The following is a 22084-nucleotide window of genomic DNA, read 5'->3' as shown; positions in this document are numbered from 1 at the left end:
AAATTATGTTTGACAGACTACAGTGTTTAACCCATAATACAATTCATACTAAACATATAAGAATTATAGGGGGAGAGAATTATGTCGTACTTTAGTGTATCTATTAAGAAACCGATTCTGTTGGGGGCAATAGCAGTTTTGCTATTGATGGTAATTGCAGGATGCTCGGGATCTAATAATAATGCTGCTTCAAATAAAGATGCGCAGGAAAGTGCGAGTCCAGCAACAGCAACTCAGAGTCCTCAAATAGCTGAGCCTGCAGTAGGAGGAACCTTCGTCTATGGACGCCCTGCTTCTGTAACCTCATTGGATTTGCATAATCAGATTACGTCCAACAATGCTTTTGCTATCGACAAAGTTTTTGAATCGTTAGTTGCTTTTGACAGCAAGGGCGAAATTGTAGATTGGCTTGCGAAGTCACATAGTATCAGTGAGGATGGCCTGACGTATACTTTTGAACTTCGCGACGGCTTAAAGTTTTCAAACGGTACGGATGTGACTGCAGAAGATGCTGTATTCTCCCTTGAGCGGCACTTGAAGGTTGGCGGCCCGCTGGCAATATCGGCAAAGGTCGGCACAATTAAGGCGCAGGATAACAAAATGCTTGTTATTACACTTAAAGAGCCTTATACACCATTTATCTCAGAGCTATCCAATTTCTCAAATGGCATCTTGCCTAACAATTTTGGTGGAGTTTCCGAAGAAGATTTCTTTAAGAAGCCCATCGGAACGGGACCCTTTGTGGTTGAATCATGGGATACAGCGGGTGATCTGACCTTCACTAAGAACAAATTCTACTGGCAAGAAGGTAAACCATATATTGATAAGCTAGTTTATAAGTTGATTGAGGACGATAGCCAAGCAATCAACCAGCTGAAGGCTGGGGAAGTTAACGCTATTGAATCTTTAGCACTGCAAAATGCCAATGAGATCAAAGATGGAGCTGACACAAAAGTAATTACTAACGGTAGTTGGGTGACAGAGCAATTGTTCTTTAATACGCTGGATGAACATTTCTCGGATGTGCATGTTCGCCGTGCTCTGGCTCTGGCGCTTGATCGTGAAGGCTTAACCAAGGCTTTAACCTTTGGTTATGCGCAAACAGCAAACTCATTGCTGCCAACAACAATTCCTTATAACTCCAATGATACAATCAAGGCTCTGAACTTCAATGTCGAGGCAGCGAAGGAAGAACTTGCTAAATCTGCCTTCCCTAATGGATTCACTACCAAATTACTTGTAGCCTCCGGCAATAGTACAAGAGCGCAAGAGGCGCAAATTATTCAGGCAGCGGGTCAAACGATCGGGATTACAATTGAAATTGAGTCGATTGAGCTTGCTACTTTCCGTGAACGGTTCTTTGCATATGATTTCGCCGCAATGCTCAACAGCGGTCAAGCCGACTCCCCTGAAGCGAACTCGATTATTGCTTTTCAAACTGATCCGGAAGGCTTCAGCAAATCATATTGGACGCATTATACGAATGATGAAGTAACGAAGCTGCTATATGAGGGCCAAAAAACAGCGGACGGCGATGCTCGCGCACAAATCTATACTAAACTGCTGCAGACACTTGCTGATGAAGTACCTTATATTCCGCTTTATTATCCAGATGTCTTGAAAGGTATTCGTTCTTCTGTTGATGGTCTTGTTGTTCTACCTAACGGTAGCGCCCGTTTCGAAGATGTCCGCATCAGCCAATGACGAATCTTAAGCAGGTGTTAAATCAACCTAGAGGAAGCAAGGACTCTTACAACTGGCTTGTGATATCACTTATAAAGGCGCTGGCAGTGATCTGCTGCGTAATGATAGCAGTCTTTTTCATCATCCGAATTGTGCCTGGAGATCCAGCTAAAATGATATTGGGAGAATACAGTACCCCTGAGGCGCTCAAGAGTATGCATCATACTCTTGGGCTGGACCTCCCTTTATGGGAGCAGTTCATGCGATTTCTGAAGACGCTATTTACTCAGGGGGATACTGGAAACTCCATTGTTATGGGGACATCAACAAGAGAGTTGATTATGCAGAGAGCCCCTGTCACTTTGTTGCTTATAGTAATGGCGTGTGTGTTGGCGATTTTCGTATCACTTCTGCTTGCTACAGTAGCAGCTACGCATAAGGATAAACTGTTGGATCATTTAATACGTATTTTTCCTACAATAACTTTGGGTATGCCAATCTTCTGGGTTGGCTTACTTTTAATTTTGCTCTTTAGTGTCCGGCTTGGCTGGTTCCCCGTTGGGGGAGTAAGTGAAGGGTGGATTGGAACTTTGCACAGTCTTGCACTTCCGGCAATCACCGTTGCTTTCTCACAGATCCCTACGCTGGTCCGTTCGTTAAGAGCACAGATGCTTGAAGTGTTAGAATCGGATTTTGTAGTTACACTTAAGGCTGCCGGAATACCAAGCAGGGTTATTTTATTTAAACATGTGCTGCGCAATTCGGCTCTTCCAACACTGATGCTGATGGGTGTGAATATTTCATATCTAATCGGCGGCACATTGGTCGTTGAACAGGTGTTTGGAATAAAGGGAATTGGCAGTTTGTTATTCACTTCAATTTCGAAACGGGACTTTCCAGTTATTCAAGGAATAGCACTTTACTGTGCGCTAGCTGTTGTGATCATCAGTCTCTTGATTGAAATCATTTCTTGGTGGCTTGATCCCAGAACGAAGGGAAAACAATGAAAACGATAAGACTAGAACCACGATTGTATGAGGCTGGTAAAATGACTAGCGGCTTAAAACGAATATGGAATACCCCTTCACTTCTAGTGGGATTGATTATGTTTGCAGCTCTTATTCTCTTGACTGTGTTCATACCGTATATAAGTCCATATGATCCCTCCGAGCAAAATTTGAGCGCCTTTCTGCAGCCTCCGTCGGCTGAACACTGGCTAGGAACCGATCAGCTGGGACGTGATCTGTTTACTAGATTGATTTATGCTGCGAGGACTGATTTAAAAATCATGCTCTTAGCAGAAATCATTCCCTTTTGCATAGGTGTGTTCCTAGGAATGCTAGCAGGATATTACGGCAAATGGATTGATACAATTATTACGCTGCTGTCAGATACGTTGATCGCTTTTCCTTTTTATCTAATCGTCATTATCGTTGCTTTTGCCAGTGGAGCAGGAGAACGAGGCATTTATATTACTTTTATACTTGTAGGTTGGATTGTTTTTGCCCGTGTAGTGAGAGGTCTTAGCGCATCTTTTCGCAATCAGGAATGGGTGGCATCCGCTCAAACCTTAGGGCTACCCGGAGTGAAAATTATTTTGCGTCATCTGCTGCCCAATGTGCTTCCGCAAGCTGTGGTCGTTCTTATGACAGACATGATTGGATTGCTTGTTGCCATTGTTACACTGGGGTATCTTGGGATCGGTATTACACCGCCAACTCCAGACTGGGGAACTATGATCTCGGATGGACAGCCATTCATCACTACAGCTTGGTGGCTCTCAGCTGTCCCAGGATTTGCAGTGGTGTATACCGGAATAGCTTTGTCGCTCCTAGGTGATGGTTTGGCAGACATATGGAGGAAAAAATGATGTCTATACAACCCATTTTAGAAATAAACGCACTATCGCTGGCAGCGAAGTCAAAAGAGAGATTAGTCAACAATGTTAGCTTTTCGCTGAGCAAAGGGGAGAGTCTAGGATTAGTAGGTGAGTCGGGTTCAGGAAAATCGCTTACGCTGCGTGCAATTCTGGGACTACTTCCAAATGGTGTTGAACAGACAGGTGGCACCATTAAGAGTGATGTAAGCAGTGCGATGGTGTTTCAAGACCCAAGAGGTGCGCTTGATCCACTCTGTATGGTTGTCAATCAGCTGGCTGAAGTCGTGTATTACAGACAGAAAGTTAGTCGAAAGGCTTCGCGAATGATTGCGCTGGAGCTACTCGAAAGACTTGGTCTCCCTGACTCTTTAAAGAAAAAGGATCGATATCCGAGTCAGCTGTCAGGCGGTCAATGTCAACGGGTAGTCATCGCTTTGGCACTGGCGTGCAAGCCAGGTATTCTTCTCTGTGATGAGCCGACAACGGCGCTGGATGTCACGGTTCAACGACAAATTATTGAAACGATCACGAACCTCCAGCAGGAGTTGGGATTTGCTATGGTTTTTGTAACGCATAATCTCGCGATTGCAGCCAACTTGTGCTCACGCCTATGTGTAATGAAACAAGGGCAGATTGTGGAGCATGGCGCTACCCTTGATATTTTGCAAAATCCATCCGACCCTTACACACAGATGCTGATTGATTCGGTGCTTCCTTTGCCAGAGCTTGAAGGGAGTAGAGACTCATGGAACTAGCCTTACAAATAAAAGATTTAACTGTTCACTACGGCGGATTTACTGCACTGGATTGTATCAATTTGAATCTTGAGCAGCACACCACTCTTGGACTTGTTGGAGAATCCGGTTCAGGGAAATCTACGCTGGCGCGAGTAATTGCTGGACTGATTGCTCCGCATGAGGGGAAGATTCTGTTAGGTACCCAAGAGTTAAAAAAGAAAAGGAGCCGTGAGCAGCGTAAGATAATCCAGATGATCTTCCAAAATCCTGATGCATCGCTGAATCCAAAGCATTCGATTAGGCAAATTCTTTCCGAGCCCTTATTGTTTCATAAAATTGTGGGACGTACGGACGTTGAGCAAAGATGTAAAGAGCTTTTGAACCAAGTTCATTTGGAGCAAAAGGCTTTAGATAAATTCCCGCATGAATTTTCTGGTGGTCAGCGGCAACGGATAGCGATCGCTCGCGCATTAAGCGTTCAACCAAATATCCTGATCGCCGATGAACCAACAAGCGCGCTGGATGTATCTGTGCAGCTTAGTGTGCTCGAACTGTTCAATACGCTGAAAGCTGAGCTTAATCTCACCATGCTTTTTATTTCCCATGATCTAGGAGTAATTAATGCAATTAGCGATACGGTAGCAGTTATGCGGCAAGGAAAGCTCGTGGAGCAGAGCCCGAAGGATCAATTCTTCATCCGGCCTAAACATGAATACAGTTACGAGCTGTTGTCGGCGGTTCCGAAAATGCCAAAATCAAGTACATCAGGAGGTTTCTTATGAGCCCAGAACATAATGTTCATGTGCCACTTTCAGTGGCTGAGTACAATAAGCTTACACAATTGATTTCTACAATCTTGTTTACTGAGCATCCACCAGTTATCATCCCAGCTGAGGCAATTCTGGGGATCGAGGCAGTGGCTGCAGGAATAGCGGCACCTGGTCGAACCATTGTAAATATAGTAACAGGTCCCTATGGAAGTCTATTTGGAAAGTGGCTTGAACGGGGAGGAGCAACGGTTATTGAAGTAAAGGTTCCTTTTGATGAAGTGGTCACTGGCGACCAAGTTGCTTCCGCAATTAAAGAGTTTAGCCCTTGTGCCCTTTCCTTTGTTCAGGCTGAAGTAGTTACAGGTGGATCTAATCCGGCTAAAGAAATATTTAAGATTGCAAAGGAGTTCAATCTCATTACTGTGACGGACTCAGTTTCTGCGGTTGGGGGAGAGGCGTTACTGGTCGATGAATGGGGAGTTGATTTTGCTGTGATAGGCGCACAAAAAGCCTTGGCTGGACCTAACGGTGTTAGCGCCGTCAGTATTTCACCACGTGGCTGGCAATTTCTTGAGTCAAATAAAAATGCACCGCGTAACTCCATTCTGTCCTTGCTAGATCTCAAACCTTCGCTGGATGGCGCCACGCCACTACGAGTTGCTCCAAATATTCCGACATTAGAGGCTAGAGCTTTGATCCTGGCCTTGACACGAATTGAAGAAGAGGGATTGGAGCAAATCATTCAGCGTCATGAAAGGGCTGCAGCTGCTACATTAGCTGGTATAGAATCCTTGGGGCTTGAGCCTTGGCAAAAGGACAGCAGACATTATTCTACACTGACTACAACGGTTCGGATTGCTGGAAAGCAAGATTTGCAGATCGAAAAACCTATAGGCATTGTGGCTCCAGGAGACGGAGAATTATTTGGCCATCTTTTGCGGATCAATCATTTCGGAACAAATGCTGCTCGGAAAAGTGTGGAGGAAGCCATATCAACGCTTGCTGAGTTATTGAAACAAGACCCTGATCAGGCATTACATGCTGTTCGGCTGGCTTGGGGGGAATGAAGATGATCCATAAGCATCCAGAGCTGCATACATTCAAGGATATTCATATAGCAGGCATCGAAGGTAAACGATTTGATGTTGTGATCAAGGATGGCTATTTTTCATCTATTACTGAAGCGGAGTCGCAACAAAATAATTCAACTCCTACAGGCACAGAACTATGGATAAGTCCTGGTATAATTGATCTTCATACGCATCTTGCTTGGACAGACTTTGATCATGCGGACCAATTGAAGCGCGAATCCCAGCAGATCGAAGCCATGCAGGGCCAAGCGTTTGAGGCTACTCTAAGGACGGGTGTAACGACTGTACGGGATGCAGGCGGAATTGTGCCAAGCACAGTGCAGCATCTTGTTCAGCAGTATCAGCAGCCTTTAAGAGTGCACACCAGCAGCGATATGCTTGGAGCAGCAGATGCCCGTGGAATTACGCATTTGGAACAACGGATGGCGCAAATCTTTGCTACAGGAGCGGGCTGGATAAAAATCATGGCCACAGGCGGTCTTGGGGCACCCACCGAGAAAGTCGTACATCCGTTCTTTTCCGAAGAAGAGTTTGCATTCATTGTTCGTAATGCACATGCCCATGATAAGAAGGTACTGGTTCATACCTGGGGTGGAGTGACGATAGACTGGTCCATTCAGGCGGGGGTGGAATCTATAGAGCATGGGATGTTTCTAACTGAAGATCAGGCAGGGAGACTTGCTAATTCGGAGGTAGCTTTTGTACCTACTACATCCATCTATCGCATTGCCGCAGATCCGAAAGGCGTTCTAGCGTTGAACCCGATCATTTGCGAACGAGCTGCCCGCGCTGCTGAATCGCATTCCAAAGCCATTAATTATGCAAAAAGAGAAGGCGTTCGTATTGGATTCGGTACAGATTATGCTACACCCTCATTACATGGTTATAACCTTCAAGAACTGGATACGTTGATTGATTATGGCTTAACTCGCAGAGAAGCGTGGCAGTCTGCTACTAAAAGCGCTGCTGACATTCTAGGGAGCGGTAACGAGCTGGGGCAGATTGCAGAAGGTTTTATTGCAGATGCTGTTGTTTTCAATGTCGATCCATACCAGGCGTATAATGCAGAGATACTTCGAAACAGTATCATTTCCGTAATTACTGGAGCGAAGGAAGCGGAATTAATTTAGATTCATCTAAGCTATCTTCTGAAAACAACTGATATCTTTTTCAGTTGTTTTTCTTTTATATTATGGAATGTATATAAGGCAACAGTATATAAAGATAGAGTGTATTCATTAATACATGATTTATGGTTTTTAAATCTTTCAAAAAAAAGTGTTGCAATGAATCTCTATACATGATATATTCTAAGTCCGGCCAAGAAACACACATGCCGAGCTCGAAAAAGAAGTTAAAAAAAGAGCTTGACATTAAACGGCTGAACATGATATAGTATAAGAGTTGCTGCTGAGACATTAAACGGCGCCAACGAGAACTTGATCTTTGAAAACTGAACAACGAGTGAGTAGGAAATCACGAAAGTGAAATCCAAAATTAGAGAATTAATTTTCTCGTCAGATGTTTCAAAATGAGCATATCGCTCTTTTCAATACTAATTGGAGAGTTTGATCCTGGCTCAGGACGAACGCTGGCGGCGTGCCTAATACATGCAAGTCGAGCGGAGTTATTTTGAAAGCTTGCTTTCAAAATAACTTAGCGGCGGACGGGTGAGTAACACGTAGGCAACCTGCCCCTTAGACTGGGATAACTACCGGAAACGGTAGCTAATACCGGATAATTTCTTTTTTCTCCTGAAGAAAGAATGAAAGACGGAGCAATCTGTCACTGAGGGATGGGCCTGCGGCGCATTAGCTAGTTGGTGGGGTAACGGCCCACCAAGGCGACGATGCGTAGCCGACCTGAGAGGGTGAACGGCCACACTGGGACTGAGACACGGCCCAGACTCCTACGGGAGGCAGCAGTAGGGAATCTTCCGCAATGGACGAAAGTCTGACGGAGCAACGCCGCGTGAGTGATGAAGGTTTTCGGATCGTAAAGCTCTGTTGCCAGGGAAGAACGTCCGGTAGAGTAACTGCTATCGGAGTGACGGTACCTGAGAAGAAAGCCCCGGCTAACTACGTGCCAGCAGCCGCGGTAATACGTAGGGGGCAAGCGTTGTCCGGAATTATTGGGCGTAAAGCGCGCGCAGGCGGTCATTTAAGTCTGGTGTTTAAACCTTGGGCTCAACCTGAGGTCGCACTGGAAACTGGGTGACTTGAGTACAGAAGAGGAAAGTGGAATTCCACGTGTAGCGGTGAAATGCGTAGATATGTGGAGGAACACCAGTGGCGAAGGCGACTTTCTGGGCTGTAACTGACGCTGAGGCGCGAAAGCGTGGGGAGCAAACAGGATTAGATACCCTGGTAGTCCACGCCGTAAACGATGAGTGCTAGGTGTTAGGGGTTTCGATACCCTTGGTGCCGAAGTTAACACAGTAAGCACTCCGCCTGGGGAGTACGGTCGCAAGACTGAAACTCAAAGGAATTGACGGGGACCCGCACAAGCAGTGGAGTATGTGGTTTAATTCGAAGCAACGCGAAGAACCTTACCAGGTCTTGACATCCCTCTGAATCCACTAGAGATAGTGGCGGCCTTCGGGACAGAGGAGACAGGTGGTGCATGGTTGTCGTCAGCTCGTGTCGTGAGATGTTGGGTTAAGTCCCGCAACGAGCGCAACCCTTAACTTTAGTTGCCAGCAGGTTAAGCTGGGCACTCTAGAGTGACTGCCGGTGACAAACCGGAGGAAGGTGGGGATGACGTCAAATCATCATGCCCCTTATGACCTGGGCTACACACGTACTACAATGGCCGGTACAACGGGAAGCGAAGCCGCGAGGTGAAGCCAATCCCATCAAAGCCGGTCTCAGTTCGGATTGCAGGCTGCAACTCGCCTGCATGAAGTCGGAATTGCTAGTAATCGCGGATCAGCATGCCGCGGTGAATACGTTCCCGGGTCTTGTACACACCGCCCGTCACACCACGAGAGTTTACAACACCCGAAGTCGGTGGGGTAACCCGCAAGGGAGCCAGCCGCCGAAGGTGGGGTAGATGATTGGGGTGAAGTCGTAACAAGGTAGCCGTATCGGAAGGTGCGGCTGGATCACCTCCTTTCTATGGAGAATCGTCTTCTGCAATGAAGACATTCAAATCGGAAGTTAAGCTTCCACAACTCACTCGTTGCTCAGTTTTGAGAGTTTAAGCTCTCAGTAAGACTTGATCCTTGAAAACTGGATACCGAAACGAATTTGCGTTTTAGAACATCTTTTAGCAACTTGTGTAAACAAGTAAATGTTATTAGTGAGATTTTTCTTAGGAAAAATCAAGGTTAAGCTAATAAGAGCACACGGAGGATGCCTAGGCGCCAGGAGCCGACGAAGGACGTGGCGAACAACGAAACTGCCTCGGGGAGCTGTAAGCAAGCTTTGATCCGGGGGTGTCCGAATGGGGAAACCCAGCTGTGGTAATTCGCAGTTACTCATCTCTGAACACATAGGAGATGTAGAGGCAGACCAGGGGAACTGAAACATCTAAGTACCCTGAGGAAGAGAAAACAATAGTGATTCCGTCAGTAGCGGCGAGCGAACGCGGAACAGCCTAAACCTAAGAGCTTGCTCTTAGGGGTTGTGGGACGTCTCACATGGAGTTACAAAGGAATATGGTAGGTGAAGAGGTCTGGAAAGGCCCGCGATAGAGGTAAAAGCCCTGTAACCTAAACTGTGTTCTCTCCGAGACGGATCCCGAGTAGTGCGGGGCACGTGAAACCCCGTATGAATCCAGCAGGACCATCTGCTAAGGCTAAATACTACCTGGCGACCGATAGTGAAACAGTACCGTGAGGGAAAGGTGAAAAGCACCCCGGAAGGGGAGTGAAATAGAACCTGAAACCGTGTGCTTACAAAAAGTCAGAGCCCTATTTATGGGTGATGGCGTGCCTTTTGTAGAATGAACCGGCGAGTTACGTTTAACATGCAAGGTTAAGTCGAGAAGACGGAGCCGCAGCGAAAGCGAGTCTGAATAGGGCGATTTAGTATGTGGACGTAGACCCGAAACCGTGTGATCTACCCCTGTCCAGGGTGAAGGTGCGGTAACACGCACTGGAGGCCCGAACCCACGCATGTTGAAAAATGCGGGGATGAGGTGGGGGTAGCGGAGAAATTCCAATCGAACTCGGAGATAGCTGGTTCTCCCCGAAATAGCTTTAGGGCTAGCCTCGGTATAAGAGTAGTGGAGGTAGAGCACTGATTGGGTGCGGGGTCCGCAAGGATTACCAAGCTCAGTCAAACTCCGAATGCCATATACTTATTGCCGGGAGTCAGACAGTGAGTGCTAAGATCCATTGTCAAAAGGGAAACAGCCCAGACCATCAGCTAAGGTCCCCAAGTGTGTGTTAAGTGGGAAAGGATGTGGAGTTGCACAGACAACCAGGATGTTGGCTTAGAAGCAGCCACCATTGAAAGAGTGCGTAATAGCTCACTGGTCGAGTGACTCTGCGCCGAAAATGTAACGGGGCTAAACACACCACCGAAGCTATGGCTAGATACGTATGTATCTGGGGTAGGGGAGCGTTGTATGTGGGTTGAAGGTGTACCGTAAGGAGCGCTGGACAGCATACAAGTGAGAATGCCGGTATGAGTAACGAAAAGATCAGTGAGAATCTGATCCGCCGAAAGCCCAAGGTTTCCTGAGGAAGGCTCGTCCGCTCAGGGTAAGTCGGGACCTAAGGCGAGGCCGAAAGGCGTAGTCGAAGGACAACAGTTTGAAATTACTGTACCACCGTAATCCGCTATGAGCGATGGGGTGACGCAGGAGGGTAGTGACGCGGACTGATGGATATGTCCGTCTAAGCAGTGAGGCTGATGTGTAGGCAAATCCGCACATCGTTAAGGCTGGGCTGTGATGGGGAGCGAAAATTACAGTAGCGAAGGTCATGATCTCACACTGCCAAGAAAAGCCTCTAGCCAGGAGAAGGTGCCCGTACCGCAAACCGACACAGGTAGGCGAGAAGAGAATTCTAAGGCGCGCGGAAGAACTCTCGTTAAGGAACTCGGCAAAATGACCCCGTAACTTCGGGAGAAGGGGTGCCCCGGTAGTGTGAATAGCACGAGGGGGCCGCAGTGAAAAGGCCCAAGCGACTGTTTAGCAAAAACACAGGTCTGTGCGAAGCCGCAAGGCGAAGTATACGGGCTGACGCCTGCCCGGTGCTGGAAGGTTAAGGGGAGTGGTTAGGGGTAACCCGAAGCTATGAACCGAAGCCCCAGTAAACGGCGGCCGTAACTATAACGGTCCTAAGGTAGCGAAATTCCTTGTCAGGTAAATTCTGACCCGCACGAATGGCGTAACGACTTGGGCGCTGTCTCAACGAGAGATCCGGTGAAATTTTAATACCTGTGAAGATGCAGGTTACCCGCGACAAGACGGAAAGACCCCATGGAGCTTTACTGCAGCTTGATATTGAATTTGGGTACGATCTGTACAGGATAGGTGGGAGCCGTAGAAATCGGAGCGCAAGCTTCGGTGGAGGCGCCGTTGGGATACCACCCTGATCGTATCTAGGTTCTAACCTAGTACCCTTACCGGGTACGGGGACCGTGTCAGGCGGGCAGTTTGACTGGGGCGGTCGCCTCCTAAAGAGTAACGGAGGCGTTCCAAGGTTCCCTCAGAATGGTTGGAAATCATTCGAAGAGTGCAAAGGCATAAGGGAGCTTGACTGCGAGACCTACAAGTCGAGCAGGGACGAAAGTCGGACTTAGTGATCCGGTGGTACCGCATGGAAGGGCCATCGCTCAACGGATAAAAGCTACCCTGGGGATAACAGGCTTATCTCCCCCAAGAGTCCACATCGACGGGGAGGTTTGGCACCTCGATGTCGGCTCATCGCATCCTGGGGCTGAAGTAGGTCCCAAGGGTTGGGCTGTTCGCCCATTAAAGCGGTACGCGAGCTGGGTTCAGAACGTCGTGAGACAGTTCGGTCCCTATCTGTCGTGGGCGCAGGAAATTTGAGAGGAGCTGTCCTTAGTACGAGAGGACCGGGATGGACGTACCGCTGGTGCACCAGTTGTTCCGCCAGGAGCATGGCTGGGTAGCTACGTACGGACGGGATAAGCGCTGAAAGCATCTAAGCGTGAAGCCCCCCTCAAGATGAGATTTCCCAATTAGTAAGACCCCTTGAAGACGACGAGGTAGATAGGTTGGAGGTGGAAGTGCAGTAATGCATGGAGCTGACCAATACTAATCGGTCGAGGGCTTATCCTATACTTAAGACGCAAATTCAATTCGGATTCAGTTTTCAGGCATCAAGCCTGAGCATTTACGCTGTAAATGCCCGTTTGGTGGCGATAGCGGAGGGGTTCCACACGTACCCATCCCGAACACGACCGTTAAGCCCTCCAGCGCCGATGGTACTTGGACCGAAGGGTCCTGGGAGAGTAGGACGTTGCCAAGCAGATTAAGCCATTGTTGATAATATCAGCAGTGGCTTTTTTTCTTTTTTTATTATGCAAGTATTTAAGGCTAGTAATGACAGTAGAATAGGTTACTGTGGAATGACATTTTTGTTACCGACGCTGCGGTGGATACAAGTATAATAGAAAAGTGCTAATAGTTAGCAGATCTTTAATACGAAGGAACTACTCATAAATTCTAACTTTGAATTTTCTTGTGTCTTTAGATGCATTGTAGAGGTAGGGAGGATTTAAGGCATGAAACAATTAAAAATATTCAAGTTAATAATGATTTCTTGTATTTTAACTTTAATACTGGCAAGTTGCGGGGCTAAAGAACCTAAGTGGGATACTTTTGAGGGTGCACTGAATGAGAAAAGCTTCCCTGTCCCCCATGAGGCAAACTCACCAGACCAGACCACTACTAACGTTGCTATGGATTATGTACGTTATTCTTTACCTGGATTAAAGGAGAAGAATGGTATTCCGGATCCTTATTTGGAGGCTATTAAAGCCTGGGGATGGACAGAACAGGAAGATGATGATAGTGATTCTTCGGGTGTTTTTCTGAAGGATGGGTTAACGGTTCATTTAACAGTGCACGATGATTATTTTGTAGTGATGATTCCTAAAGAAAAGAAGACCTCCATTAAAGGCCTTAAGACGAAATAAAGAATCGCCATCCTTAAGGATGGCGGTTTATTTTTTAATACATGAAAATAATATGAGCCATACTGCTGCACTTTATTGAGAGTAATAGGATACATCGGTCGGATTGAATTTCAGCATGCCTCCCTGATCCTGTCGATTCAGTCTGAACAGAGTATAAAGACGGGGCAGTAGGAGCCATAAGTGACAAGTGATCAGTGATACTGTAAATGCTGGTGGTGACCAGAAAATAAAGAGTGCTGCAATACAAAGACCGATATAGAAATTATGTAGCTGTACTTTACGGAATATACGGTAACTAATATGTTGATCAGGCATAAACCCTAACCAAGGCAGTTTAAATGAGACAGACCATCTTTTTGAAATGGGGTGTCCTGAGATTAAAAGAACTGAGCGTGAAATGACATATTGAACCCAGAAGGCTACAGGCGCTGCTATGATTATGTAAAGAATGCTCCACCAGGAAAGAAATACGGTTTCGAGCACAAGGACTAATAAGGGGAGCATAATATAAATAGGCAGCAGGCGTGCCGTTAGATTGACTTTTTTAATTAGTTTATATTGATAGAATGTAGCTGCACCTTTGGTAGTGGGTTCCATAGATTATAGTCTAACCTCCTCGTGAATTCGTATGTTCTTAATATCGGCGATTGGATGTATTTTATTAAACTGCGGCGAAAATTCACAGATATAACAGCAACGGAATATATATAATGCACGATACGAAGGATATGAAAAAACTATGAAAAGGTTTAAAATGATAGAAGGTGTATCATACTGTTCTTAAAAGAGTCAAGGTGGGATGGTTATGGAACAGCAAACCGGGCAAGCTTGTATCATTTGTGGACAGGTAAAAGAGGAAGGTATTGTGATTGTCTCGCATTTTATTTGTGAGGAATGTGAGGCTGAGATGATACGTACCGAGGCTGAAGATGCCAAGTACCGTTTTTTTATCGGCCGGATGAAGAAGATTGGATTGCAAAAGAACGCTTAAGTAGAGTAACTCTGTTAAATGATGCAATTAAGAGAGCGGTCTGGATGAAAGATACGAAGGCTGCATTAGTGATATTCAATACACGGCTTCCTCGTTCTTCAGGCGGGAGGAGCCGTTTTCTTGTCCATAGGGCTGCTTTTACACTGAAGCGTAGGCGTTTGCGTATATTTACGTTAAAATAGAAGGAACCCTATGGGAAGGAATTTAATATGAATAAATTACAACGTTGTAGGGCGCCTATATACGAAATGCTGGAACAATATAGAATTATGGGTAATAGATCATATCATGTGCCAGGTCATAAGAATGGAGTGGCATATGATGGCGTTGAAGGCGCTGGCTTTTTAGATGAGGTAATGAAGTATGATGTTACGGAAATTTCCGGAACGGATGATCTTCATCATCCTGAGGGAGTTATCAAGGAAGCGCAAGAGTTGGCAGCAGATTGCTTTGGAGCAGAGGAAAGCTTTTTTCTGGTTGGAGGAAGCACAGCCGGCAATCTGGCTCTTATTCTAACCGCTTGTCCCGAGCCTGGAATGATTATGATTGTTCAACGCAATGTGCATAAGTCAGTCATTCATGGACTGATGTTGGCTGGAGTACGTGCTGTTTTTCTGGAGCCTCTGATTGATCCACTCAGCGGCTTGGCAGTGGCGCCGGCGGCCGAAGCTGTTAAGGCTGCACTTGCAGCCTATCCTGAAGCCGCAGCTGTACTTGTTACCATGCCGAATTATTACGGCATGGGTAGTGATCTTGCGCCCCTCGCGAGTATTTGTCACGACAGCGGTGTACCGCTGCTTGTGGATGAGGCGCATGGGGCGCATTACGGGCAGCACCCGGCGCTGCCAGCCGGGGCACTTGCTTGTGGCGCGGACGGCGTCGTGCAGTCCACGCACAAGATGCTCACAGCGATGACCATGGGCGCTATGCTGCATGTTCAAGGGCCGCGGCTTAACCGCGCCCTGCTCCGGCAGCGGCTCGCCATGGTGCAGAGCTCCAGCCCATCATATCCTATGATGGCGTCGCTGGATCTTGCCCGGCGGCTGCTGCACAGCCGGGGCAAGGGTGCCTTCACGGCGGGGCTGGCCGCCGTGGATGTCCTGCGGCGCGGACTCGCGGAGCTGCCGCGCTACGGACTAGTGCAGCCGCCAGAGCCGTTGCACCCGAATACGCCGCCTGATTCTTTGGCGGCGTATGTGACACAGGACCCCTTTAAAGTCGTCATTTATGACGCCATCGGGGTCCTGAGCGGCTTCGAGCTGCAGCGCAAGCTCGAGGCAAAGGGCTGCGTGCCGGAGATGAGCGATGACCGGCACGTAGTGCTGCTGTTCAGCCTTGGATCGAAGGCTGGAGATGCAGATCATTTGCTGCAGGCGCTGTGGGAAATAGATTCGGAGGAACCTTCCGAATCACCGAACGCCCCCGACTTATCAGGCGCTCGCAATATTTCCACGTGGAACAATTTCCATTCTTTACAAATCTCAGATCCTGTTCACTTCTCATTGAAGCCGGTGTCGGCCAATGAGATTGAAAGTATTGATCTTGAACATTGCGTGGGTAGAGTGGCGGCAGAGATGGTTATTCCCTATCCACCAGGCATCCCGGTATTATATCCGGGTGAAGTGATCACAGATCAGATCCAAAGAAGGCTGGCTGGTTTAGCCAAAGGAGGCGCCAAATTTCAGGCTTGTGCTGATCCGGTCTTGCAGCGTATTGAGGTATACAACATTCAGAAGGGCGGAGAAGCATAAGTGGGAAAAGAAGGTTTCTTCATAACATTAGAAGGGGGCGAAGGCTCCGGAAAAACAACGGTACTAGGTAGAGTAACGGCCTATTTACAGAACCGGTCCATGCCTTATCGAATTACCCGTGAACCGGGTGGCGTTGAGATTGCTGAGAAGATTCGTTCCATTATTCTAGATCCTGCCCATACAGCTATGGATGCGCGTACAGAGGCATTACTATATGCTGCATCAAGAAGCCAACATCTCGCCGAAGTCGTTGAACCGGCTCTTAGAGAAGGGCTTACTGTACTCTGTGACCGCTTTGTAGACAGCAGCCTCGTTTATCAAGGACATGCGAGAGGACTCGGAATAGAAGAGGTATGGAGTATTAATCGTTTTGCGATAGGGAACCGTATGCCGGATCTAACCTTTTATCTGGATGTAGACCCAGAGATAGGGTTGTCACGGATTGCAGCGAATCAAGAACGGGAAGTGAATCGTCTGGATCTGGAGAGCCTTTCTTTTCATAAGAAGGTCCGTGAAGGCTATCAATTATTAGCCCAGGCCAATCCGGACAGAATAGTAGTTCTGGATGCTAATCGCCCCATTCATATGGTAGAACAAGATATCGTGAGAACTCTTGAAGAGAGAGTATTAAAGGGTTTTTAGGGTGTTTTGTCTAATATACTAAGAGAAGTGACATATAATTAGGCGTGTGCTTATGAAGTAAGGGTTACTACGAGTAACTCTAAGTAGTAATACACCATAAAAGTATTGGGAGGGAATGCGAAGATGAAGTTGATCATTGCAATTATCCAGGATAAAGACAGTAACCGGTTGTCCAGCGAGCTAGTCAAAGCCAATTTCCGTGCTACTAAACTTGCAAGTACAGGTGGATTTCTACGAGCGGGGAATACGACATTTATGATCGGGGTAGAAGACAGTCAGATTGAATCCGTATTGACCGTAATCCGAAACAGTTGTAAAGTGCGTGAGCAGTTAGTCACTCCTGTAACACCGATGAGTGGAACAACGGATTCGTATTTGCCACTTCCTGTTGAGGTACAAGTGGGTGGAGCTACTGTATTCGTACTTCCTGTAGATCGTTTTGAACATTATTAAGTATAATATAGATTAGCAAGCCATTTATAAAAAGGGCGGTAGATAACCTTTGAAGATCAATCCGGGGTATAGGCCCTTGAAGAGTGAGATGCCAAATGCAGAAGGGGCTAACAAACCCGTTCAGCAAAAAACGTTCTCTGATGTTTTTCAGCAGCAAAGTGAGCAGAAAACCAAAGATGAACTGAATCGCCAGATCAAAGAAATACAGTCTCAAGGCGATCGTTTATCTAAGTCTATGACGATTCGTGAGCTTACCATCTACCGGATGATGATCAAAAGATTTCTGGAGGAAACGGCCCGAAGAGGCGTCATTCTGAAGGAAACACGCGGATGGGATCGACGTGGACGTGGCAAGCGTTACAAGCTGCTTGAGGAAATTGATTCGGCTTTGCTATCAATGGCAGATGATTTGCTGAATAGTGAGCAAGGCCGGATCGATCTGTTAGGACGCGTTGGAGAAATCCGTGGGTTGTTAATCAACCTTTCTTTTTAAAATATAAGAAAGTATATGCTTTACACTATACTTTAGCCTTATATTTCTCGATTAAACACTTACCGTCCTTATAAGGACGCTAAGGGCGTTTATGTTTGAAAGTTTTGGGAGGAAATTATGCCTTTTCATGATATAGTAGGCCAGGAGAACGCCAAGCGGCTACTCCAAAATGCCTTGCGCAAAGAAGCTGTGAGTCATGCTTATTTATTTACAGGGCCGGCAGGCAGTGGACAAATGAAAACGGCGCTGATGTTTGCCCAAGCTATATTTTGTACCCAGAGCAAGGACGATGCCTGTGGGGAATGCCTGGAGTGCCGCAAAGTAGAGCATGGAAACCACCCTGATTTGTCACTGCTGCAGCCAGATGGAGCAAGTATTAAAATAGATCAAATCCGTGAGCTGCAGCGCGTCTTTTCCTATCGGTCAGAGGGTGTGAATCCGAAAGTTTATATTATAGATGGAGCAGACAAAATGACGGTACAAGCTGCCAATAGTCTGCTGAAATTTCTGGAGGAACCACCAGCTCCGGCTGTTGGAATCTTAATTTCTGATAATAGCCGTTCCTTATTGCCAACAATTCAGTCGCGGACTCAGCGGATTCCATTTAGTCCGTTAAACCCGGATAATATGCTCCAAGCTCTGGCAAGTGAGGGCGTTCCCATACCCTTAGCTCGATGTGCAGTATCACTTAGTTCAGGACTTGATGGTTGCAGGAAACTTTTGGAACAGAATTGGTTTGCAGAAATGAGAAATGTAATGTTACAATTAGCTAAGGAGTCCTTAGGCAAGGGCAGCTCCGCTGTAGCAACTGCTGGGCAGAAGCTGTTCAAGACCGGACTCGCTGAACATTTGGATATCTTCTTCAGCATGTTCCATCTGTGGTTTAAAGATATGCTTTACTTCCTGTATCGTAAGCATGAGAGTATCGTTTTCATAGATCAGTTAGACTTTATTTCCAGGCATGCCCGTGAGCGGAGTGCGGAACAATGGGTGGCTTATATGGGATTTGCTGCAGAGAGCACTAAGAAGCTGCGATCCAATGCCAATGCCCAGTTGTGTCTGGAGCAGTTTTTAATCCGACTGGAAAGTTAAAGGATTAGTTATGATATATCCTCCGGATGTCGCTTTACCTGGAAATATCGTTTTAACAGACGAGGAAGGACAAGCATGGATCATCAGGGAGCGGACATGCCCATAGGTTCCTTTTACCGGCAAACAAGGGGGTTAATTTTTGTACAGCGTAGTAGGTGTCCGTTTTAAAAAAGCGGGTAAAATATATTATTTCGATCCACTTGATTTTCCGATTGAACGGGATCAATATGTTATTGTGGAGACAGCACGTGGGGTTGAATACGGTAAAGTTGTCGTAGGCAAAAAAGAGGTGGAAGAATCCGATGTAGTTTTGCCCCTCAAAAAAGTGATGCGTATTGCCGGAGAAACCGACGCACGCGTAGTTGAAGAGAACAAAGGGGCCGCTAAAGAGGCTTTTACCACCTGTTTAAATAAAATACGCGACCATGGTCTCAAAATGAAGCTCGTCGATGTAGAGTTTACTTTTGACCGTAATAAGATTATATTTTACTTTACGGCCGAAGGACGGGTCGACTTTAGAGAATTGGTTAAAGATCTAGCAAGTATTTTCCGGACCCGCATTGAGCTACGGCAAATTGGGGTGCGTGATGAGGCTAAAATGCTAGGTGGACTTGGACCTTGTGGGCGAGTACTTTGTTGTTCATCTTGGTTAGGGGATTTTGAACCCGTATCCATTAAAATGGCGAAGGATCAGAACCTGTCACTTAATCCGACGAAGATTTCAGGACTTTGTGGACGTCTGATGTGTTGTTTGAAATTTGAGCATGACAATTATGAGAGTGTAAAGGAAGAAATGCCAGCGGTCGGCAAGATTGTCGTGACCTCATTGGGTGATGGCAAAGTAGTAGGACTTAATGCCGGAAGCCGTACGGTTCATGTACAGTTGTTTGAAGTGGGCAAAGTTAAGGAACTTCCAATGGATGATGTTGTCGTCAAGTAAACCATTATAAGGTTACTTTCGGGGTGGAAACTTGGAGAAGAAAAATATATTTGCACACATGCAGGATATGGAAGCACAGATGGAAACGATGCGCGCCAATCTTGGAGAATGGAAACAGACGGTAAAAGAACTGATGGAAGCTAATCAGAGGTTAACTCTGGAGAATGAACAGCTTCGCAAAATTTTAAAGCGGGATGCACCTTTGGATCCTACCGTAGATTCTGCGGAGGCGGAAGCTCTTTTAGCTGCCGGAGAGGGAACAGAAGAGGTTGTTGGGGAAGGTTATGACAACTTGGCCCGGCTTTACCATGAAGGCTTTCACATCTGTAATGTTTATTTTGGACATTTACGCACGGAAGGTGATTGTCTGTTCTGTCTTTCTTTTCTTAATAAATGAGGATATCCAGCCGTAGGAGATTGATCCTACGGTTTTTTTTGAATTTAGCTCAACAAAACATTTAGGAGATTACTACATGACAAATTCTTTTAACGATATATCTGTTCCTTTGTTGCCGACGGAGCGGGTGGATGATTTATTAACGCATGACTTGCGAATTATTCAAAGTGACGAAGTATTTAGCTTTTCTATGGATGCTGTACTGCTTGCGCGTTTCGCCAGCGTTCCGCCTCGTGGGAGAGTCCTGGATCTTTGTACTGGAAATGGTGTAATTCCTATTTTGATGACGACCCGAACTAAAGCTTCTATAGAAGGGATTGAAATTCAGCCCCGTTTAGCGGATATGGCTCGGCGTAGCGTGGCTCTAAATGGGCTACAGGATCAGGTTGTGATCCATGAAGGCGATTTACGTGAGTTATATAAAGTTGCAGGGCATGGCGTATATGATGCAATAACAGTCAATCCTCCTTATATGCCGCTTAACGGCAGTGACCTCAAGCTGAACACTCATCAGGCTATGGCTCGTCATGAAATCGGGTGTACGCTGGAGGAGGTCATTCAAGCCTGTGTGAGACTGGTTCGCACCGGTGGAAAGGTAAGTATGGTTCACAAGCCACAACGATTGGTCGATATTATTAGTCTTATGAGAAAATATAGGCTCGAGCCTAAGATTATTCGCTTTGTACATCCACGTGCGCATCTGGAAGCTAATATGGTATTAATTGAAGCGATACGTGATGGTAAGCCGGAGGTTCGTTTACATCCACCACTCATTGTATATAATGAGGACAATCAATACTGTCCAGAAATTATGGACATCTACTATGGTGCTAAAGAGGGTAAATCATGACAATATCATGCCAAAGCAGCTTTCAGAACAATAACAATACACATAAGCAGGAATCAACCGGTTCACTCTTTTTGGTGGCAACACCCATCGGTAATTTAGAGGATATGACTTATCGTGCTGTCCGCACATTGCAGGAATGCGATATTATTGCAGCTGAAGATACAAGACAAACTCGGAAATTGTTGAGCCATTTTGAAATTACACCCTCTATGTTGTTCAGTTATCATGAGCATAATAAGGCTGCCAGTGGACCTGAACTTATCCGCTATATAATAGAAGGAAAAAATTTGGCACTCGTCAGCGATGCCGGTTTTCCAGCCATTTCCGACCCTGGTGCAGACCTTGTAGCCCTTGCCATAAGTCACGGTATACCAGTAATTCCTATACCCGGAGCTAACGCAGCTTTGTCAGCATTAATTGCCTCTGGTCTGCCTACGACTACGTTCACTTTTATCGGCTTCTTACCTCGAGAACGTAAAGATATCCGTGCGGTATTAAGTCCACTTCGTTCGGCGCAAGGGACTATACTGTTCTACGAATCTCCACATCGCGTGGTGAAGACACTGGCTCATCTCCATGAAGCATTTGGTAATCGGCGAATTGTGCTTGCTCGTGAACTGACGAAGAGATATGAGGAGTTCCTACGTGGGACGATCGAGGAATGTACGGATTGGCTCGTTGAACATCCACCGCTTGGTGAGTATGTCATTGTCGTTGAAGGCGAGAGCAAGGAAGATGCTGATATGGCGGAATCGGCTTGGTGGCGCCAGCTAAGTATTGAAGAACATGTTGCTCATTACGAAGCAGGAGATATGCCGCGTAAAGAAGCTATGAAAAAAGCAGCCTCTGATCGTGGTGTGTCAAAGCGGGATATTTATAACGCACTTCTGGATAAAGCGGAGCAGCAGTAAGTGTCATTGACGGATTCTAATTCTAAGAGGTTAACCAGGTGCGGAGGGGTATTACGAAGCTGACGAGATTCTAGCCTGAAGGTGGTTCCCAAAAGGAAGCCCAAGATAGACCAGATCATGGTGAAAACTCGTTTTACTTCATGCTCTCACCGCATTACCCATCATTATTAGGTGTCATGGGGGAGTAAATCCTTATAGACACCTTTTGGGGCGGGAAACACAGGTGATTGCAGAAAAAAAATACCTCCCGCGGTCACGGGAGGTCAAGGAGATATGAAAAGGTTAGAAT

The 22084-nt window shown here is 46.4% G+C and carries 19 protein-coding genes and 3 rRNA genes; 21 read left to right on the top strand and 1 reads right to left on the bottom strand.

The window, feature by feature from the left end:
* Positions 1–81 precede the first annotated feature (81 nt).
* The 11 genes from MKX60_RS03880 (at position 82) to MKX60_RS03830 (ending at position 13275) form a co-directional block, all read left to right on the top strand.
* Positions 82–1704 carry an ABC transporter substrate-binding protein gene (locus tag MKX60_RS03880; RefSeq protein ID WP_341059102.1) on the top strand — a complete coding sequence of 541 codons (1623 nt, stop codon included), beginning with the start codon at positions 82–84 and terminating at the stop codon, positions 1702–1704.
* Positions 1701–2690: an ABC transporter permease gene (locus MKX60_RS03875; protein WP_042183789.1), complete on the top strand. Its 990-nt coding sequence runs from the start codon at positions 1701–1703 to the stop codon at positions 2688–2690. Before MKX60_RS03880 ends, MKX60_RS03875 begins: the two co-directional genes overlap by 4 nt.
* Positions 2687–3553: an ABC transporter permease gene (locus tag MKX60_RS03870; RefSeq protein ID WP_341059101.1), complete on the top strand. Its 867-nt coding sequence runs from the start codon at positions 2687–2689 to the stop codon at positions 3551–3553. Before MKX60_RS03875 ends, MKX60_RS03870 begins: the two co-directional genes overlap by 4 nt.
* Entirely contained in the window at positions 3550–4317 is a 768-nt protein-coding gene (locus MKX60_RS03865) for an ABC transporter ATP-binding protein (protein WP_231573369.1), read from the top strand. Before MKX60_RS03870 ends, MKX60_RS03865 begins: the two co-directional genes overlap by 4 nt.
* Positions 4308–5081: an ABC transporter ATP-binding protein gene (locus MKX60_RS03860; RefSeq protein ID WP_341059100.1), complete on the top strand. Its 774-nt coding sequence runs from the start codon at positions 4308–4310 to the stop codon at positions 5079–5081. The genes MKX60_RS03865 and MKX60_RS03860 overlap by 10 nt, the downstream gene beginning before the upstream one ends.
* Positions 5078–6136 (top strand): pyridoxal-phosphate-dependent aminotransferase family protein, encoded by a 1059-nt coding sequence (locus tag MKX60_RS03855; RefSeq protein WP_341059099.1) that lies wholly within the window; start codon positions 5078–5080, stop codon positions 6134–6136. The genes MKX60_RS03860 and MKX60_RS03855 overlap by 4 nt, the downstream gene beginning before the upstream one ends.
* Positions 6137–6138: 2 nt before the next feature.
* On the top strand, positions 6139–7290 hold the full coding sequence (locus tag MKX60_RS03850) for an amidohydrolase family protein (RefSeq protein WP_341059098.1): 1152 nt from the start codon (positions 6139–6141) through the stop codon (positions 7288–7290).
* A gap of 426 nt (positions 7291–7716) precedes the next feature.
* Positions 7717–9274, top strand: a 16S ribosomal RNA gene (locus MKX60_RS03845).
* A 212-nt stretch (positions 9275–9486) separates the two neighbouring features.
* A 23S ribosomal RNA gene (locus MKX60_RS03840) occupies positions 9487–12415 on the top strand.
* A 73-nt stretch (positions 12416–12488) separates the two neighbouring features.
* Positions 12489–12605 (top strand): 5S ribosomal RNA (gene rrf / locus MKX60_RS03835).
* Together the 16S, 23S and 5S rRNA genes form the textbook arrangement of a ribosomal RNA operon.
* A gap of 256 nt (positions 12606–12861) precedes the next feature.
* Positions 12862–13275 carry a hypothetical protein gene (locus MKX60_RS03830; protein WP_042183800.1) on the top strand — a complete coding sequence of 138 codons (414 nt, stop codon included), beginning with the start codon at positions 12862–12864 and terminating at the stop codon, positions 13273–13275.
* A gap of 72 nt (positions 13276–13347) precedes the next feature.
* On the opposite strand, the gene MKX60_RS03825 is transcribed toward MKX60_RS03830, so the two are convergent.
* Positions 13348–13872: a hypothetical protein gene (locus tag MKX60_RS03825; protein ID WP_042183802.1), complete on the bottom strand. Its 525-nt coding sequence runs from the start codon at positions 13870–13872 to the stop codon at positions 13348–13350.
* A 208-nt stretch (positions 13873–14080) separates the two neighbouring features.
* Between MKX60_RS03825 and MKX60_RS03820 the strand changes: the two genes are divergently transcribed.
* The 10 genes from MKX60_RS03820 (at position 14081) to rsmI (ending at position 21795) form a co-directional block, all read left to right on the top strand.
* On the top strand, positions 14081–14266 hold the full coding sequence (locus MKX60_RS03820; RefSeq protein WP_042123074.1) for a sigma factor G inhibitor Gin: 186 nt from the start codon (positions 14081–14083) through the stop codon (positions 14264–14266).
* Positions 14267–14475: 209 nt separating this feature from the next.
* Entirely contained in the window at positions 14476–16017 is a 1542-nt protein-coding gene (locus MKX60_RS03815) for an aminotransferase class I/II-fold pyridoxal phosphate-dependent enzyme (protein ID WP_341059097.1), read from the top strand.
* Positions 16018–16659, top strand: a complete 642-nt coding sequence (gene tmk, locus MKX60_RS03810; protein ID WP_042183814.1) for a dTMP kinase — start codon at positions 16018–16020, stop codon at positions 16657–16659.
* A 123-nt stretch (positions 16660–16782) separates the two neighbouring features.
* The gene (locus tag MKX60_RS03805; RefSeq protein ID WP_042183817.1) at positions 16783–17112 is read left to right on the top strand and encodes a cyclic-di-AMP receptor; all 330 of its coding nucleotides are present in this window, start codon (positions 16783–16785) and stop codon (positions 17110–17112) included.
* 49 nt (positions 17113–17161) lie between these two features.
* Positions 17162–17605 carry a YaaR family protein gene (locus MKX60_RS03800; protein ID WP_042183820.1) on the top strand — a complete coding sequence of 148 codons (444 nt, stop codon included), beginning with the start codon at positions 17162–17164 and terminating at the stop codon, positions 17603–17605.
* A gap of 117 nt (positions 17606–17722) precedes the next feature.
* The gene (gene holB / locus MKX60_RS03795) at positions 17723–18697 is read left to right on the top strand and encodes a DNA polymerase III subunit delta' (RefSeq protein ID WP_341059096.1); all 975 of its coding nucleotides are present in this window, start codon (positions 17723–17725) and stop codon (positions 18695–18697) included.
* A 139-nt stretch (positions 18698–18836) separates the two neighbouring features.
* Positions 18837–19637 (top strand): PSP1 domain-containing protein, encoded by an 801-nt coding sequence (locus MKX60_RS03790; protein WP_042123087.1) that lies wholly within the window; start codon positions 18837–18839, stop codon positions 19635–19637.
* A gap of 31 nt (positions 19638–19668) precedes the next feature.
* Positions 19669–20034, top strand: coding sequence for a DNA replication initiation control protein YabA (gene yabA / locus MKX60_RS03785; protein WP_042123089.1), 366 nt, complete (start codon positions 19669–19671; stop codon positions 20032–20034).
* 76 nt (positions 20035–20110) lie between these two features.
* Positions 20111–20884, top strand: a complete 774-nt coding sequence (locus tag MKX60_RS03780; RefSeq protein ID WP_042183822.1) for a tRNA1(Val) (adenine(37)-N6)-methyltransferase — start codon at positions 20111–20113, stop codon at positions 20882–20884.
* Positions 20881–21795, top strand: coding sequence for a 16S rRNA (cytidine(1402)-2'-O)-methyltransferase (gene rsmI, locus MKX60_RS03775; RefSeq protein ID WP_341059095.1), 915 nt, complete (start codon positions 20881–20883; stop codon positions 21793–21795). The genes MKX60_RS03780 and rsmI overlap by 4 nt, the downstream gene beginning before the upstream one ends.
* The last annotated feature ends 289 nt before the right edge of the window (positions 21796–22084 follow it).

The organism is Paenibacillus sp. FSL R5-0914, from assembly GCF_038004525.1.
Lineage (GTDB): Bacteria > Bacillota > Bacilli > Paenibacillales > Paenibacillaceae > Paenibacillus_AQ.
This window is presented reverse-complemented; position numbering and strand designations above follow the sequence as displayed.

What these genes read in the sequence shown, in the direction of transcription:
- MKX60_RS03780 (WP_042183822.1), top strand. Translation starts at nt 20,111, where the DNA reads ATGACAAATTCTTTTAACGATATATCTGTTCCTTTGTTGCCGACGGAG.
- MKX60_RS03865 (WP_231573369.1), top strand. Translation starts at nt 3,550, where the DNA reads ATGATGTCTATACAACCCATTTTAGAAATAAACGCACTATCGCTGGCA.
- rsmI (WP_341059095.1), top strand. Translation starts at nt 20,881, where the DNA reads ATGACAATATCATGCCAAAGCAGCTTTCAGAACAATAACAATACACAT.
- MKX60_RS03805 (WP_042183817.1), top strand. Translation starts at nt 16,783, where the DNA reads ATGAAGTTGATCATTGCAATTATCCAGGATAAAGACAGTAACCGGTTG.
- MKX60_RS03855 (WP_341059099.1), top strand. Translation starts at nt 5,078, where the DNA reads ATGAGCCCAGAACATAATGTTCATGTGCCACTTTCAGTGGCTGAGTAC.
- MKX60_RS03820 (WP_042123074.1), top strand. Translation starts at nt 14,081, where the DNA reads ATGGAACAGCAAACCGGGCAAGCTTGTATCATTTGTGGACAGGTAAAA.
- MKX60_RS03825 (WP_042183802.1), bottom strand. Translation starts at nt 13,872, where the DNA reads ATGGAACCCACTACCAAAGGTGCAGCTACATTCTATCAATATAAACTA.
- MKX60_RS03850 (WP_341059098.1), top strand. Translation starts at nt 6,139, where the DNA reads ATGATCCATAAGCATCCAGAGCTGCATACATTCAAGGATATTCATATA.
- MKX60_RS03870 (WP_341059101.1), top strand. Translation starts at nt 2,687, where the DNA reads ATGAAAACGATAAGACTAGAACCACGATTGTATGAGGCTGGTAAAATG.
- MKX60_RS03815 (WP_341059097.1), top strand. Translation starts at nt 14,476, where the DNA reads ATGAATAAATTACAACGTTGTAGGGCGCCTATATACGAAATGCTGGAA.
- MKX60_RS03830 (WP_042183800.1), top strand. Translation starts at nt 12,862, where the DNA reads ATGAAACAATTAAAAATATTCAAGTTAATAATGATTTCTTGTATTTTA.
- MKX60_RS03880 (WP_341059102.1), top strand. Translation starts at nt 82, where the DNA reads ATGTCGTACTTTAGTGTATCTATTAAGAAACCGATTCTGTTGGGGGCA.
- MKX60_RS03860 (WP_341059100.1), top strand. Translation starts at nt 4,308, where the DNA reads ATGGAACTAGCCTTACAAATAAAAGATTTAACTGTTCACTACGGCGGA.
- MKX60_RS03875 (WP_042183789.1), top strand. Translation starts at nt 1,701, where the DNA reads ATGACGAATCTTAAGCAGGTGTTAAATCAACCTAGAGGAAGCAAGGAC.
- holB (WP_341059096.1), top strand. Translation starts at nt 17,723, where the DNA reads ATGCCTTTTCATGATATAGTAGGCCAGGAGAACGCCAAGCGGCTACTC.